This window comes from Gilvimarinus xylanilyticus, assembly GCF_024195295.1.
Lineage (GTDB): Bacteria > Pseudomonadota > Gammaproteobacteria > Pseudomonadales > Cellvibrionaceae > Gilvimarinus > Gilvimarinus xylanilyticus.
The window spans coordinates 267,071-284,457 of the sequence record NZ_JAMFTH010000004.1; the positions used below are offsets into that span (position 1 = coordinate 267,071).

Annotated in this window: 9 protein-coding genes; all 9 read right to left on the reverse strand. The window is 52.1% G+C overall.

The genetic code is table 11. The annotated features are described in order from the left end of the window. Positions 1–6: 6 nt before the first annotated feature. The 9 genes from M6D89_RS13280 to M6D89_RS13320 all read right to left on the reverse strand — a co-directional run bounded on the left by M6D89_RS13280 (position 7) and on the right by M6D89_RS13320 (position 17,257). On the reverse strand, positions 7–966 hold the full coding sequence (locus M6D89_RS13280; protein WP_253968566.1) for a sulfotransferase family protein: 960 nt from the start codon (positions 964–966) through the stop codon (positions 7–9). Further along, positions 966–1,568 carry a hypothetical protein gene (locus tag M6D89_RS13285; protein WP_253968567.1) on the reverse strand — a complete coding sequence of 201 codons (603 nt, stop codon included), beginning with the start codon at positions 1,566–1,568 and terminating at the stop codon, positions 966–968. Before M6D89_RS13285 ends, M6D89_RS13280 begins: the two co-directional genes overlap by 1 nt. A gap of 431 nt (positions 1,569–1,999) precedes the next feature. Then, entirely contained in the window at positions 2,000–3,454 is a 1,455-nt protein-coding gene (locus M6D89_RS13290; protein WP_253968568.1) for an asparagine synthetase B family protein, read from the reverse strand. Beyond that, on the reverse strand, positions 3,438–5,825 hold the full coding sequence (locus M6D89_RS13295; RefSeq protein WP_253968569.1) for a glycosyltransferase: 2,388 nt from the start codon (positions 5,823–5,825) through the stop codon (positions 3,438–3,440). The genes M6D89_RS13290 and M6D89_RS13295 overlap by 17 nt, the downstream gene beginning before the upstream one ends. 527 nt (positions 5,826–6,352) lie before the next feature. Beyond that, positions 6,353–7,825: a hypothetical protein gene (locus M6D89_RS13300; RefSeq protein ID WP_253968570.1), complete on the reverse strand. Its 1,473-nt coding sequence runs from the start codon at positions 7,823–7,825 to the stop codon at positions 6,353–6,355. 596 nt (positions 7,826–8,421) lie between these two features. Continuing rightward, entirely contained in the window at positions 8,422–11,703 is a 3,282-nt protein-coding gene (locus M6D89_RS13305) for a glycosyltransferase (RefSeq protein WP_253968571.1), read from the reverse strand. After that, on the reverse strand, positions 11,696–13,042 hold the full coding sequence (locus tag M6D89_RS13310; protein WP_253968572.1) for a tetratricopeptide repeat protein: 1,347 nt from the start codon (positions 13,040–13,042) through the stop codon (positions 11,696–11,698). The genes M6D89_RS13305 and M6D89_RS13310 overlap by 8 nt, the downstream gene beginning before the upstream one ends. Before the next feature lie 106 nt (positions 13,043–13,148). After that, complete coding sequence (locus tag M6D89_RS13315; protein WP_253968573.1) at positions 13,149–14,882, reverse strand: hypothetical protein; 1,734 nt, start codon at positions 14,880–14,882, stop codon at positions 13,149–13,151. Between the two features lie 1,367 nt (positions 14,883–16,249). Next, positions 16,250–17,257: an NAD-dependent epimerase gene (locus M6D89_RS13320; RefSeq protein WP_253968574.1), complete on the reverse strand. Its 1,008-nt coding sequence runs from the start codon at positions 17,255–17,257 to the stop codon at positions 16,250–16,252. Positions 17,258–17,387: the final 130 nt, after the last annotated feature.

Consider the following 17,387-nt stretch of genomic DNA (forward strand, 5'->3'; position numbering starts at 1 on the left):
CGATGTTTAATTCCCGGCTGGCACCGTCATCGGCCGTGACGAAAGGCTCTGGCCAGTGTCCGCCACTACGCACTCAACAGTGTCGCCCGCCTTGGCCTCAATGGGTATTTTAAATTCTACATAGCCATCGCGCGGCACTTTTAGGCGACACATATGGGGGCGTAAAATCCGTGCGGTATCCTCGGCTACCACCCGGCCATTCAGCTTAACCTGAATCGGCACCGGCTGGCGATTATCTCCCGCCCACCAGGCCCAGCCCACCACACGGTTAGCACGCAAGGCCACAATGCGCCCGTGCGCATAAGGCCGCCCGGCGGCGAGCAACGCCCGGCGCTGTTCAAACAAGGTCTTTACCTGTTGATACAAGGCAATATCTTTACGATTCAGCTGCTCCAGCTCGGCCAACTCTTCGGGGATAATATGGTAGGGCTTAGCAATATTGCTACGCCCGACATTATCGCGTAACGGTTTGAGCTTTAAATCGTAGCGGTCGTTAATAATATCCAGTGATTGTTCATAGGCTTCAGTTAAACCAATCACCCCCACGGCCTCTATCGGCACATTTTCAAACAACCGACTCTGTAAATTAATACGGCCCTTGGCGGTGTAAAACTCCCGAAAGTCACCCTCAAAAGCTTTATGGCGCACATAGTGCGAATAGGCCGAGGCAATACGCTGAATGGGGTCGCGGAAAAACGAGACGGTGTGCGTCACCCCCAGCCCCGCCACATAACGCAGCGCAGGGACGTGGCCACCTAGCATACGGGCACCATCGCGCTCCATAGCTTGGTACAGCGAATAATAATCCCGCTCGTGATGGGTATATTGCACCACTTTCTTAGAGGTTTCTATTTTGTGTTTGCCGTAATCGGACCACACCCGCTTAGCCCCAAAGCGCTTTTCGGCGGCGCGGCGGAAGCTAGTGCCCGCGGTTTTGGGAATATGAACAAAAAATAGAGGTTGCATTAAAGTCCTAAATGAGTGGTATCGGCGCTCTGCCCAGCAGCGCGGATTTTGCGTCCTTCATCTTCACCGTGCAGCAAATAGTGCAGCAGCGGATTGACTCCACTGTCGCGCACATCGGCGTACTGACACAGGTACCAATAACTATCAAAATGGGGGCCAGGGTTTAAGCGCTCAAACCCGCCCACTTTTAAATAGTGCATAGCCGGATTTACTTTGGCCAGTGAATCGTCTTGCAGCTGGGGATAGCTCTGTAAATACCAATCGCCGTCAAACAAGCTGGAGCGCTTAATAAGATTAATCGCCCGCTGGGGGATACGTTTTTTACTGCGCCGCCACAGTTTCGCCAGCGCGCTTCGCTCACTCACGCCGTCCCACTCACGACTTTGCACAAACCAACGCAACGGACGAATGGTTACCCGCAGCTTGCGCAACTCGGCCCGCTGCTCATCCACCAGCCGCTGCATATGCTCCAATTCGCGCTCGCGTTTTGACAGTTGCACCTGACTTTTTTCCAGCTGCTCCAGCGCTTCGTTTAGTTCAAACGCCTGGCCGGCCTGCTCGCGGGCCTTGGGGTCATGGTTGAATTTGTTGTCTACAATCATTGCTCTTTACGTTGTGGCGACAAGGTCGCACTTTTGTCTGCGATTCCATCAATGCCGTGGCTAAGCCACACTTTCTGCCTGGGTTCCACCTATGCTGCGACAAGTCGCGTTTTTTAACTGGATTCCGTGTCGGGGCACGGAATGACGTGAGGTCGGGAATGACGTACCTTCGCGGGAACCACGGCATATTAAGGCACATCTATATATATTTACATTCCCCCAGCTCCCCCAAAAAAGAACATCATTCACACTTCGGCACTTCATTCCCGCCCTCGGACGTCATTCCCACGGAGGCACGTCATTCCCACGGAGGCACGTCATTCCCACGGAGGCACGTCATTCCCACGGAGGTGGGAATCCAGCTAGAGAGTGTAGCTATGCCACCACGCAGATGGAATCCAGCAAAAAAGCGCGGCTTTACCGCAACGTTTTTATACCTCTTTCGGGTTAACCGGCACATCCAACAACTTGGGCCAGTTTTTACTGATACTGTGCAGCATTAACTGCTTGGTCTGGCGCTGTTTAAAATCGGGCATTAGCATTAACTGTAAAATTCGATCACAGTTGTACACCGATAGCGACTCAAACGCCGGGCTAGATTCGGCCACCACTTGCGAATGCCAGACGCCCATGCGGTGCTCCCAATAAAAAATATCCCGGTAATCGTAATTTGGGTGAATATCTGGCAGCTGTGAACTAACCGCGTAATCATCAAAAGCACTCTGGTAGGCCTGCTCTACCTTGGGGCCAAACTGTTTGCTGTTGCGCATTTTATCGCTTAAATAACAGCCCAGTGCGGTTTCGGCATTGGCTGGACGCGGGTCGGGGCCGGGCATACGGTAACTGTAAAAGGCGCGGCCAATTTCCGACAGGTTCGAGCGCACATGGAACACGTCCTGCTCGCCCCAGCGTAAAAAATAATGGTACGAAGCCACTGGTATATGCGAGTAGTGCGAATTCAGTTTACACAGCTTTTTATAGGCTTCGGGGCTGGCTTGCTCGCGAAGCATTAACAAGCTGTGCTCCAACTTGTGTTCGCGGGCGATGCGCTCGGCAATCACCTTGTCTACTTTGTCGGTGTCGACGCTGTCAGAGCGGTAATAGGTGAAATACTCAATCCCTTTTAAACCCCGTGCCGCTGCCAGGGCGGTGCGCGAATCACTGCCAGCGGTTAAGCTAAGCACCAACTTTTTGCGCAGAGCAAAAGCCTGCATAGAGTTTTGCAGCAACTGCGAAAACTCCTCCAACACTGCTTCGTAGGGAATATCAGGCGGCGCCTGTAAAAAGCGCACCCGCTCTAGCCCGCGGCTGAGGTGCAGGGTTAAACCAGGGTTAAGGGAGTAAACATCCCGGTACGGGGTTAGCCGGCCGGGCGAGCCAAACTTGGCGTACAGAGGCAAGGTCGCTATGGTATCACTGCCTGCAGCGCTTGCGGCCACCAGGGCCGAATGGCTGCCCGCCACCTGTAATCCGCTATGGTAAAACACCGGCGCCATGGCAGTGGCATCGCAATAAATGCTCACAGCACCCTCACGTTCGGCCAGCACCGTAAAACTGCCGTTGCAATGGGCCAGCTGAGCCATGAATGCCGTGGCGGAATCCCCCCAGGCTTCAGCCAGGTTTTCTGCCACCTGACGATTACTAAGCTTGGGATCACGGACATCAAACACCCAACCCAGTACCCACACATTAGCGCACTGCTCGGCGTTAATTGCAGGTGACAACCACAGCCGGTTAATGCCCAGGGTTTGTTGTTGCCAGTTATCCGGCAAACATGGGGGCGCCGATTCGCGGCTTAACAACCAGCCCCGATGAAAGGCGTAAGCTTGATACTCGCCCAGCGCTTGGGGATTGAGAGTAACGGTCGGTTTAGGCGCTGACGCCATAGGGTACATCCTTCATTAACGTCTCTAAGCGGCCCGGCAGTACCGAGTAATCCGCGTATTGCTTTACAAACGCCAGGGCTTTATCGCTGGCAGCGGTGTAAGCTTGCCGATTGTGCCACAACCACTCCACTTGCGCCCAAACCTGGTCGGCCGGAGCGTAGATGGCGGCATCGCCAAATGTGGCTTTAAAAACAGGCGGCAAAATGGGCACCACACCCAAGCCCATAGCTTCTAATACAGCGCGGCCAAACTCTTCTATGTATTCTTCGTGGGGGTAGTGAATAAAAAAATCCAGCTGAGCAATGAAATCACGTACGTCATCTGTGAACGGCATCACCCGCCAATTGTCGGGCAGCCCACCCAATACACCCACGGCGTGGTCGGCGCCGCCCAGCAAACGCACCTGACAGGGCTTGCCCACCCCATAGGCCGCGGCCAGCGCCTCGGCCGTTTGCGGCCATTTGGTGTAGTGGTCGCGCGAATGGCGCCCCAGCACCGGCTGTTCGCGCTCGGCACCACGCCAATGCACCCGCTGATTGCACCAGTCGCTTACATCTAACAGAGGGTTCCAAATATTATCGCTGGGTAAAGGGTAGCGAACGTCCTCCCAAATTAATTTATGCACATAACCGGAAATGGGCAGCCACTGGGGGATAACGCCAAACAAGGTTTCCACATTGGCGATAATCGTACGCGGGTCGTATTGCGGGTCTTCGCCCGTGGTTAAACGGGCCGCCATCTGGTTCACGAGTATCGCAAAGCGCGAGCTTTGAATGCTGGGCACAGCATCCAGTGGGTGCTGTAATACCACCGGGTAAGTGGCCAACACTAACTCGGCGGTGACATTATCCCCCACGGTAAGCAAATCGAACCGGCCGGCGCGAGCCTGGTCGCGCAATTCGGGGCGCAGGCGGGCCTTTACGTCTAAGTCAAAGCGGCGATAGTGAAACAGCGCCACTTTTTTGCCCGCGCGTATAGCGGCATTCACATAATGCATGCTGGACACATAGGCGCCGCCGCCCAGATTAAAATCGCAAATAAATACGATGTCGTAATGCGCTGGCGCCTCGGGACGATTTACGCGCATGACTTGGGGAATCGGGAACGGCTGTCGGTTCTCGCCCAGGGGCACTTTTAAATCATTCGGCTCAGCGCTGGCGTGCCAGGCACTGGCGGATTCACGGTATTCGCGCCGGGGGCCATAAAACAGGGTTTTCGCGTGGGTGGCACTGGTGCGGGTCAGCGAGGTTTCTTGGTCTAGGGCAAAAGCTACAGGTACGCCCTTACCAATACGCGCTACCGCCTCTTTACCGTAATAGGCGCGCAAACGCATCACGTATTCGCTGTCGGCACTGGTGCGCGCCAAGTGCCAGCCGCCAATATCGTCAATAGCACGGCGGCGAAACAGCAGCGAGGACGTATTCTCGGAGACCAAGGACCCGTGCGCACGGAAAGTGCCGGTAAAGGTCATATCCTCGCGCACCCGGGCCCAATCGCTAATGGTGGCGATTAGCTCAGGGCGCTCTTGCATCGCCCGCAGCTGGCGCTCGGTTTTTTGCGGGTGGGACCAGTCATCGGCGTCGTGCACGGTAATAAAGTCGCCCACGGCCTGGGCCAGGCCCGCATTGCGCGCGGCATAGGCTCCCTGGTTACTGGGCTGCTCCAGCAGGCGCACCCGCCAATCCGCGCGCGCTAGATCGCGCACAATGGCAACGGTTTCATCGTCACTGCAATCGTCCACCACCAGTATTTCCAGGTTGCTCCAGGTTTGCGCTTGCAAGCTGTTAATAGCCAGCGCAATGGTGGAGGCCGCATTGTAGGCGGGCATAATAACGCTGACCTTGGTCCCGCCTTCAACCTTGCGCGCACCGGGGGCGGCCAGGTTGCTTAACGCCAGTGCGGCTTCAGGGTTTTGTTTTTGCAGGGGCGTCAACTCAGCGCGGGTTAGCACCTCGTTAATCGCAAAAAGCGCATCGGCCTCGGCATCGCCCAGTGCCAACAAGGCGTTACTGAAGGCCATAGCCAATGACGCGTTAAACTTTTTATGACTGCGGTAGCGCCGTAAAAACGCCACCGCTTCGTCGGGCCGCGCCAAACGGCTCAAACAATCGGCATATAACAGCGCCTGACTAAAGGGGACATCGGGCACTGCCTGGGCTTTAACAGCGGGCTCTAACACAGCCAAAGCGGCGGTGTAATTGCGCACAAAGTGGTAGTGGCGGGCGAGGTTAAACACCCCCAAACGCTTCAGCCCCCGGGTACGATCAAACTGATCGGCCGGTAGGTCTAAAAAGGGGAGAATATAACGAGTAAATCCTGCCCAGGATTTATCGTCGGTACGCGTACTCTGTTGTTTCGCCGGTTTTGCCACTCAATATCCGTTTTAACGCACGTCACCGAAGACGCCAATATTTCTATTCCCTACGCACTGCAGTTACAACAGCAACGCGGACTGACAGCTATCACGCCCCACTTGGTATGGCACGTGAATTGTCGTACAGAATACCATATTTGCACGCGCTGTTTAGGGTTGGTGGTTGGGATTGTGGAGGGTGCACTAAAAGTGCAACTCTTGCGCTAGATTCCATCAATGTAGTGGCATAGCCACACACTCTTTAGCTGGATTCCCACCTCCGTGGGAATGACGGGACTTCAGAGCAGAACTAGTCGCGTTGATCAGCATGGGAATGACGGAGCTTCGGAGCAAACTTGGCCGCGTTGATCAGGCGGATTCCCGCCCCTCTTACCTCCCACCGTCATTCCCACGAATGCGGGAATCCAGCTAAAGAGGGCGGCTTTCCGCAAGACGTCATTCCCGGCCACGACCGGGAAACCAGACAAAGAGCGCGGCTTGCCGCCACATCGATGGAACCCAGCAAAAAAGAGCAGCTTGCTGCATCAACCTAAACTGGATTCAGCACTGCTCGGCTGAGATGACTCCACTGAACTACTACTTTGCACCGGCTCGGATGAACTGCTAACACTGCTGCTCGCCTCGCTGGAGGCCTCACTGCTGGCCTCGGCCGACGAACTACTGGAAGATTCTACCGACGATGAACTTGCCTGCTCGCTGCTGGCAGCGCTCGATTGCGATGACGCCTGGCTACTGACGGCGCTGGACTCGGACGAAGCCGCTTCGCTAGAGCTGGATTCTACCGAGCTTGCCTGGCTAGACGACATGTCACTGGAACTAGATTCCGCTTGGCTGGAACTAGACTCTGCCTCACTACTATCACTGGAAGACGCCTCACTGGAACTACTGGCAGGCACTGACGAAGCGCTAGAGGAATTCTCACTACTTGCCGCGCTGCTCTCGCTAGAACTACTCACCACCGAGCTGGATTCGGACGAAGACGATTCGCTGGCACTGCTATCCGACGAGCTACTAACACTGGCGGAGGACTCACTAGAGCTAACCGACGATTCACTAGAGCTACTACTGGAAACGCTGGAATCGGACGATGACACCTCACTTGAGCTGCTAGAGACCGAGCTGCTCTGGCTGGATGAAGAATCGCTGGAATCGGAGCTGGAACTTACCACCGAACTGCTTGAACTGGAAACAGATGAACTGCTGGATGACGATTCAGACGAGCTGGATTGCACACTGCTAGAACTGGACGACAAGGGTACCGCGTCAGGAATAGCGGTGATATTACCCATGCTGATCAATTCAATCAGAGTGGGGTAATCGGTCACATTCACGCCTTGCTCTATAGACCACTGCAGCTGGTCCAGCACCTTGTCCCACGCATCGCCAATGGTAAAAGCCTGATCGAACGGCGAAAACTGCCCGGCGGGTAAATCATACCCGGCGCTTTGCAGCTGGGTGTAAATTTCATCGGTAGAGGTTTGCAGGTAAACGTTCACGTTTTGCCAGTCGTTTGAGGCAAACCAATCGCTGGGCAGCTGGTTACCCGCATTGGCGATAATCATATCGGTAAAGGGGGTGATATTGACGCGACCACCCACCTCGGTATAGCTGTGCAGGGTGACATTGGGGTTGCCGCCCGACACCTTCAGTGCGCAGGGCAAACCGCCGGTGGCAACAAAACCGCTAAACGCGCCCTGGGCATCAGTCGTCACCTGAGTGGTAAATTCGCCACCATCGGCACACTTGGCTAACACTACCGCATTGCGAACCGCCGCGCCCACCGCCGCCAAACCATTAACCTGGGTAAGCGCCACACTGCTGACCGCGGATGACGAAAGACTAGATGCCACGCTAGAGCTGGACACCACCGGCACCGAGCTAGAGCTTTCCGTCACCGCGCTGGACGAGACCTCGTCCTCCTCAATCGGCCCGCCCTCGCAAGCCGCCAATAATCCACCGGCTAAAAACAGCCCCACTAAGCGCCCCAGTTGCCACATACCGCTTCCCTCAAAACCGTTCAAATAGGCGCTATTTTCTAGGATTTAGCCGGGTAATACCAGTGTAATAGGCCAGGAATGCGACGGTGATTTTCCCGATTCAACCGATGTAGCTCCGAGTCGCTCTCTCTAGCTGGGTTCCACCTATGCTGCGACAAGTCGTGTTTTTTAACTGGATTCCGTGTCGGGGCACGGAATGACGTGAGGTCGGGAATGACGCTCCCTCGCGGAAATGCCGTTGATTAGCGGAATGGCTCTCTTTGGCTTGAATAACGTTCCTGCGCGAGAATGACAAAAAAATAAGCATTCCTGTATGGCAAAACATACCAGTCTACCCGTCATTCCCGCCCTCCACACTTACGTCGTCATTCCCGCGAATGCGGGAATCCAGACAAAAAGCGCAGTTTACTGCAAGACGTCATTCCCACGCAGGAACGTCATTCCCGCGGAGGCGGGAATCCAGCTAAAAAGTGCGGCTTAGCCACGATATCGCTGGAATCCAGATAAAGAGTATATAGCTATGCCACTACATAGCTGAAAACCAGACAAAGAGTGCGGCTCGCCGCAACGACGACTAACCATTAGAAAACTACCAATCACTCCCCAAACCCCAACGGCAGACCCTTTTTATCAAATATTTGCTCTATCTGGCCATGCCACTTACGTTTGGAAGCAGTTAATTTCATATCCAAATTCAAGCAATCTTGAATAACCGGTGCAACAGAATCCGTCGTCAGCTGCCGCTCGAAAATCAAGCGGCCTTTTGCACCCTGCTCTGCGTAGTGTCCAGCCATAAACTTTTTAAGCTCAACCAAAAGCGTTTGCCTGGTTACTGGAATAACCGCGCCGTTATCCACCCACTCTTGCATTCCTGGGGTTGGCTGGGCAAAAACCGTTACTCCCATAGCCAGGGCATCGGTTAACTTTGCCGGCGTCTGATACTGAGCAATTGCGGAGTCTGCATCTTGTAACAAAATAGTGATATCGCCCGCTGCTACCACACTGGCTACGGAATCATAGGCTTGGTTTCCGGCAAACACGCAATTAAGCGAAGGCAATTGCTTTAGCTCTTTATACAAAGACTGCTCAACTTCCCCGCCCACAATTAAATAATAAACGTTTTCCTGCTTTAATGCCGACAAAGCTTTTGCCGCCTCAAAAATACCTTTATGACGTCGCGGGGTTCCCACAAAAATGGCCACTAAAGCATTTTCCGGAATTCCAAAACGCTGCCTGGCCTCCTCTTTTAGCTTGGCTGATGGCTGGTAGCGACTGGCAGGTCTAACATGGGGAACGATTGCGCCGCCATACTTGGTCTGTAGAGCACCATTCGCCACCGTAATACCATCAAAATCATCCACCATAGCTGCCGCTAATTGAGTCCAAACGCGCTTGTGCAAGTTTTTTAAGGGTGGCAGCTGACCATGCTCGGCAATATAATCTGTAGGCTTAATGGGAGCATCCGCTTTAACAATAGCCAGCTCTTCGTCATCCACATCCACAATAACTTTTGCCCCCCACATCAGTTGGTATAACCAACCGATGATAATATTGTGGATGCGAGGCTTAGATAAGTGTAAAAGATCAACGGGGTGCCGCGCCACGAACGACAAAGCCTGAAGCACAAACTCAGCTTCATTGATCACTGTAAAACTATGACAGCTTATGCGGCTATCGTTTACCGGAGGCCAAACCTCGCTACCAAAGGAAGGTAAAATGCAGCCAAGAATCTCAACCTCGGCATTATTCGGATAACTTTCGGCTAATGTTAAAGCTCTTCCTGCCGGATTATGCGAGAGCTCCCAACTGCAAACACCAACCGTAAAAGTGCGCGACGAACGTTTTTCTAACCATGTTTCGCGCAGCCGTTCGAAGATAAGAGAAAACCCAGCTAACTGTCCCTGGGAAAGCTTTACGGCGTTGATATAACACGCGGCTGCCGTCCGAGCATCCTCCCCCAATGCTTCGTTGCCCCGCTGTAAATACTTAGGGAGATTACCACTATGCTTAGGCTTCAACGAGTCCAGCATGGGACGATAAACTCTTAGCGACTGTTCTCGCTCGGGGTTATCGGGCTGCCAGTCCAGCACGCTAAATCCATCTTCTAGGTAATATTGCTGATCATCCGCTTTTACCTTACCGCCCCACTTATGTACAAATACTCGGCGGTTCTGCTCTATATATCGGCCACGCCCTTTGCTTTTAGACTCATAATGAATAACCCGACTATCCGGAACATAAGCCGCCTTTAATCCCGTTTTATTCCCAAGACGTAAACAAAGGTCTATATCTTCCTGCCCATTAATATAAAGCGGATCAAACCCCTCTAACTCTGCAAAATCAGTAGCTTTAACGCAAACACAGGCTGCCGTTACTGCCTGAAATTGACGCGGTTTATAGGCGTGACACTCTTCAGGTTTTAATCCAGCGTAAATGGGATACCCTAGCGAGCTTCCAGTGGAAAATACAACCCCCATACATTGGACTGTACCATCTGGGTACAGCAAAAGTGGCTGCGAAGCGAAAGCCTCACCAGCTTCTACCGGGCCCAGCAATGCAGAAAGCCAACCGGGGGTTACTTTCGTGTCATTGTTAAGAAAAACAGCATACTCACCGCTGCTTTCACAAAAGCCAATATTGCAACCCAAAGCAAAGTTTAGGTTTTTCTTGTTTTTTACAATTTTTAAAAGCGGGTACTCGCGAGCCAAAGACTTTAAAGTGCTCTGGGTTTTGTCGTCGCTACCATTGTCTACAACGGTAACTGTAAAAGAACGATCACTAAGCTCTTGGTAAAGGGACCTTATACAAGCAGCTGTAAGATCAGGTTGGTTAAAGACCGGAACAATCACAGAAACTGAACCAGGTTCCCGGCTCTTTGTAACAGCACGCTCCCAGGTTAAGTGTTTTCGGTTGTGGGTTTTTAGCGACCACGCCTCAGACGCGGCTACCCGCTTATCAAACTGACCAACAAGTAAGTAGTGTCGATACAAATCAACCTTACCCTTCACCACACCTTGAAACGGGTAGTTTTTCTCCTCTAATAATTGACTCTCCATAAGCAATCGAGAGTTTTCTTTATAGTTAGACAACTCACGAGATAACTGTCGGCTCAAGGCTTGATTTACCCCTTGAGTAACTGACACCGTTTCTATTGCGTAAACACCTGCATTATGTATTAAGCCGATAGAAGGCAGGGAGCGCCGACAAAACAGCGCAAGAATACCCTCAACAGCATGAACCAGCTGCCCATCTGAATGGTAACTAGCATTAAATAACGCACGATTATTTGTCGCCCAGCGAGCCAAGGGGAGCAACCGTTCTATACGCGCTGCGAACATAGTCCCGATAAAAAAGCCCCAATCATTGGGCAATGGTTTCAGATGCGGAAATTCCGTCAACAAAAAATCAAATGCGGTTTCATTCTCTAGCATCAGGCGCCTGCCAGAGCAAAAATAGGGTCCAACACCGACCATATCAAGGCTTCGGTTCAGGTTAAGCTGAGCATAAGCATAATCAGACCACCTCAAGTCAGTTACAGTATCACTTAGTGCCCTACCCCAAATAGCACTTGCTTTACCTGAACCTCGCTTGGTATGCAATTTAATAACTGTGGTAAAGCCTCTTTCCGCCAATTCCGGTAGAACTTGCAGAAAGGGCACTATATCCATGCCAATGTTCGGGCAATCCCGCACGTGGGCAACTAGGCCATGTCGAGCTAATAGGGTCTGTACATCTGTACGTTTTTCCGCGGAGACCGTCACCCAAAGCTCAAATCGGTCGTCGGAAGCCAACCAACGTAGCTGTCCCAGTAAACGTTCGGCAATATCCAGGTAAAAAATGTGCAACACAATGGCCAGGCGGCCGCCTGAGTCATGCATAGCGATTCCAGATTTGAGTCACCCGTAGGGCTAAGTCTTCTCGCATGGCCTGGTGTTCCGTACCCGCCAAAGCCCGACTGACCGCTTGCCAGGCGGACAGTTCGTTTACCTGATGACGGGCCCACACCTTGAACGCCGCCCGGCCCTCTTCCTGCCCACTTTTAAGTAGATAGGCAATCCGGTGCCGCTCCAGAATGTCCGATAAAGCCGAAGCAGAACCCAATAATGTAATAGCCTCATCGGTACGTCCAAGTAAATCCAGTATTGTGGCCCGGTAATGTATTAAAATAGGCACCTCACCCAGCCGTTCAATCGTTTTGGCGAGTGATGCTTCAGCTACCTCGGCCTGGCCTGCCACCAGTAAAATACAGGCTAAGCGAACATAGCCAGGACTATCATCGGGTCGCATGGCTATCGCTTCTCGGGTAAAGTGCTCTGCTTCAGTCAACTGAAGTAGCCGATAGGCTTTTTGCGCACGAGTGGACAGCGTTTTATGTGAGCGTTCATCCGTTTCCTCAGCATTCAGCGAAGCACTTCGCGGCTTCGCCGCTGGCGCTGAAGGCACTCCCTCAAATGGCGAGGCAGACAATAAACTGTGGGCTAACCAGCGGTCCTGCAATTTATAGTTGTCCGGCACCCAGCGGGGCGATTCCTGCTCCGCTCGGTGATCCGCAAAGGCTAACAAACGTTCCCACAGGACACTCATCCGGTCCTGGTCAGCCTGGCTCAAGTGCGTGCGAACGGATTCTGCCACCTCATCGTGTACCAACGAGGGGTTAATGGGGCTAGGCATGTCCGTAGCCAATGGAATACCAAATTGCTCATTAACCAGCCCAGGTAAGGCCAAGCCTTGCATCAGCGACTGTTGTGTGACCACTAGGCGCTGCGCCGAAGGGCACGCTTCCAAAAAATCCAACACTTTTTGGTTATAGGCCATCCAGATCCGGGCCGCATGACCGGGCTCCTGCCAAAAACGACCATCAAGAGTAGTATTGCCGACGCCCAAAGCCATATCCCGCGTGGAGCGCTTCAGCAGTGATTGAATGCTCGCGCTCCAGTGGCGCAACACCACTAGGTACCGCCCTCGTTCACCCATCACCTGTTGCCACTGAGGCAACAATAAGCACTGGCGCGGGTCTTTCATCCCCCAGAACTCGCCATGTAATTGATCCCGTAGCACCTTGTAGCGCTTTATTACGTCCAACCCAATGTTCGCGGCTATATCCACCTCGCCGGAAAACTGCCAGTCAGTTCCCAGCGTCTTTAGTAGGTCATCGTGCAAGGCGACTAAGGGCATATCCTCGTAATGCCCCTCTGGATTCGACGGCGAAGGGGGCATCAGATACCCCCCCATGCACAAGCCAGATTTGTGTAGCCATTGGGCTACGACTGAGGTTAAGCTACGGTGAAATCCGATAACCGCTAACATTTTAATCCTTAGTAATTTACAACCGCTGCGGCCACGCCAACAATCGGACTTCAAGCACGCCGCCAGCGGACAACGCAGGCTCCGGCATATCTAATACAAACTGAGGGTCATTGCCTCGACTGAGTACACATGTGCGACCGGCGACATGATCCACCACCAGTGTCGCTCCTTTTTCGCCCGACAGCGCCGCACGCTTATGATCCCAGCGCCAAAGAATGTCACCGTTAGCTTGCAAAACCGCCATGTTTTCAATTTCAAAGCAACCTGGGCGATTCGCTACATCGAAGCGCAATTTGGTGATCGCCTGTTCCGGGGCACCGATAGGTAAGCGCAGTACCTGGGGGCTGCCATGCAATGCCAGCGGAGCGGTACTAGCTTTAGTCTCCGAGAAACCTTCCGACTCCGTCGCCCAGTATAGTTTGGCCTCGTCCGTAAGCGAACGAGGCTTCTCCCGCACAATAAAGTGTTCGGGAGAAGGGAAAGCGGTACGGGTCACATGCCGCCAATGAGCCGCCAGCGCTTTGTGGTCCGCCTCACCCAGTACATACCCAAGCCGACTAACAAGCGTGGCTGCCAGCGCCACCGGGTCTAACCAGCTCGTGTCCGCAGGCTCCGCTACCGAACGCAGCGCTGCAAAGGCTCTCAGTAATCCGACGTAGAGCACCGTCGCCAAAGGTGCTGTTGCTTCAGAGCCAGTTGTTTGCCGAAGGCATTCGAAAGTGCTGTCCGGGCGCCGAATCCAGCGGGCCGGTGTTGCCAAAAATAGCCTGTCCGGAACCCACAGATCATAATCCCCATCGTAAGCCGCTGCATATGCACCCTTGCACTTTAATTCACTACCAGCTCCCAATGAGGCCAATAGACACCGAAGCCACACGGCACTCCACTGCATTACCTGTTCAAAGGTCCAGCCAGGAGTCTGCAGCAGGTCATCCAACCGGTCTAGGTGAACCGTGCCGTTAATATATGGCGCTACTGAATCAGGCTCGATATTGTTCTGGCTATAGGATTCAACTCGGATATGATGGTTTTCGAAATCATTCCCTGGCTCTACCACAAACCGAGTTTCGTCAACTCCATAGCCGGAATCGGCCTGTGAAAAGGAGCTTGCCAGCCAGCGCCCAAGCGAAAACAGAGAATCCGCCGACTTCCGGCCCAAAAACAAATAACCATCGCTCCAGTCCACCAGAGCGCCGCCCCGCACTATTTCGCCCAGCACGCGACTTTCAGAAAACCGCGCCAAGCGATCAGGGTCGTTACCTACCAGAGCGCGGCGCACCAACGTTTCGAGGTTCCAGTATTCACCCTGTAGACCACACCCTCGCGGCGACACAAGTAGTCGTGGCTGTTTCACAGAACCCATCAATGCACAAGGTTCTATAGTTTGAAATCCAGAATTGGCTAACGCCTGGCTTATCGCCGCTGTTGACCAAAGCTTGGGCGAACCATTGGGAAAAGCTCCTTCGACTAAGGCGACTCCTTCGCGTCCATAGGCATCGCACTGACCATTAAAATGCCGCAAGGCCAGAGCATTGTGTCCTGCAACAACCACACAGCCATCGGGCGCCAAAATCGAGTAGGCCCGGCGCAATAGGTGCTCAAGAGGATTTGCCTCGCCTATATTGCCGGCAATCGTCTCGTGATAGCCCGCGATGACCACTAAATCATACCGCCCAGACAACGGCAAAATATCGGGCGTATCAATCTCAATAATCCGTAAATCGCCCCTCCAGCCAAACGGTTGCAGCAACGTCTCCGCAATCGGTGACAATGAGTGATATGCAACACAAGCTGAACGCTCTGTGTCCGATAGCCTCGCGAGAGAATGCCGAACATTGGCTGCTAATATATGAGCCGCTTTTCTACGAGAAAGAGTGCCTTCCGCCAACGCTCTCCGAATTTGTTCCGCAGATAGGTCACCGGATGTTATACCGCTTAGGTCAACCATGACTCAGAGCTCCAATCCAGCATTTTTCCAGCTGCTTAACGTCATAATAAAAAACTCCTCTCAGCAGTGTCGCTCAGGCGCGCAGACGCAGGATAGGAAAGGGAGATATTGCAACTTTCTGAGCTGATCCGCAGGAATGTAGGAGGCGCCCAGAAAGTAGATCACATTATGCAAAACCACCCGGAGAGCCGCCATAGCTATTCGAACTTTATTATCACAATTTTTCCGTAGGTAAATAACCACAATCGCCTAAGCAACTCTGATTAAAGGTCTCAATTTACATATGAATAATCCGCTGCTGCAGCCAGTGTTCCTCGGCAGCTTCCCGCTTTGAAATGGACTGCAGCCATGAACAAAAAATGCTTCAACACCACGATTCCTCTCCATAGTTCAATGCAAATAGGTTCGCCCTAGAAGATTACGCCTGAATGGCAATCAGCCTAGCTTGGGAATTATACTCCCAAATTCGCATCTCAACCCTGCCCCAATAGAGATCAATGGGTTTTGATCCTCCTCTGATCTGTACGCTCAGGGAGAAGTAAAGTTCTTGTGGTAGTGTGAATAACCGACATCATAATCTGGAAGAGTAGACCCCGGCCAAAGAAATGAATTTCTTAAATCGACCCATTTCAACGGAAGAACGTGAGCGCAAGAGCTGACCAAAAGCTGTGCCCCCCCCTAAAACTATAAACACTAACGCCACTTACTCACTCACAATCCCAGCAAACTGGTCGAAAATAAAGGGGTGGGAAATCTAAATCGCAGCACCATAGGCCAGCATGGCTGCGGGCTTCCAATACACCTCTAACTAACTATACTCTCTTCACTTCGAAAACACTGCCTACAAGTTAACAAATACGCCATACTTCGAGTGTAACTCTTGCCCTCGCCCGACCTAGCGCTCGAACGAAAAGCGCCACGCGATTCTAGCCTAATCAGTAGGCCCCAAACGCTACTTAACTACTATACAAACAGCTGAACGAGACTCATTGACCTAAGATGAAAAGTCAGAGCTACCTGTCAAGACCTCCGAAACCTATATAACTCAAAGGTACCTGCTGAGGCACGTTGCACGCCACTCAAGTAGCTCGTAGCAGTTTAAGCCACCTGGCTCGACTTAGACCGAAAACAGTAAAACTCATTTATCAATCACATCTGAACACATATTTTTATAGTTTGATTTTATAATAATCGACATACCAATCCGCGAACTTTTGCAAACCTTCCGACAGCCTAGTATCCGGAGCAAACCCAACAGCATCGCGTAAATCTTCAATATCTGCAAATGTTGTTGGAACATCGCCCTTTTGCATCGGCAAAAATTCTTTAATTGCTTCCTTGCCAACCGCGCTCTCCAGCGCCGAAATAAATGTCATGAGTTCGACAGGCTCATTATTGCCTATATTGTATACTTTGTAAGGTGCAAAACTCTCTGAAGACGGTGCGTTTGACCACTTGGGATTTGTTCTAGGAGGCTTATCAAGCAACCTAATAACTCCCTCAACAATATCATCGATGTAGGTAAAATCGCGCTTCATCTGGCCGTTATTGAATACTTTTATCGGGCGCCCTTCAATAATTGCTTTCAGGAAAAGAAAGGGAGCCATGTCCGGTCTTCCCCAAGGGCCATAAACCGTAAAAAACCTGAGTCCTGTTGTGGGTAAACCATACAGGTGGCTGTAGCTATGGGCCATCAACTCATTAGATTTTTTGGTTGCGGCATAAAGGGACACAGGGTGATCCACACGGTCCTCAGTGCTGAAGGGCATTTTACCGTTCATGCCATAAACAGAACTGGATGATGCGTAAATCAAATGTGAAACTTGGAAATGCCTACAGGACTCCAAAACATTCAACATTCCCACTAAGTTACTTTGTGCGTATACAGAGGGGTTGTCAATTGAGTAGCGCACCCCCGCCTGCGCACCAAGGTGAACTACGCGATCAATATCATACTGTTCAAAAAGTGAGGTCAAAGTAGAAGCGTCAGAGAAGTCCCCTCGCACATGCTTATAGCCCGAAAATTCAGCCAGCCTGTTGAGGCGGTCTTCTTTAAGCTGTGTATCGTAATAATCATTGTGGTTGTCTAGCCCAACCACATCATGTCCGGATTTTAAAAGTGACAGCGCCAAACTATATCCAATGAAACCGGCCGATCCTGTAACTAGTATACCCATTTTCTAAAAACCTCAATAAATAGCGTCGAATAACAATGTGATCAACCTAGCAAAGTAAATGTTTTTGATGTTTCGCTAACTCTATATGGGAGGTTACTCCCATTCAAATGATAAGGCATAAAAGGTTGTT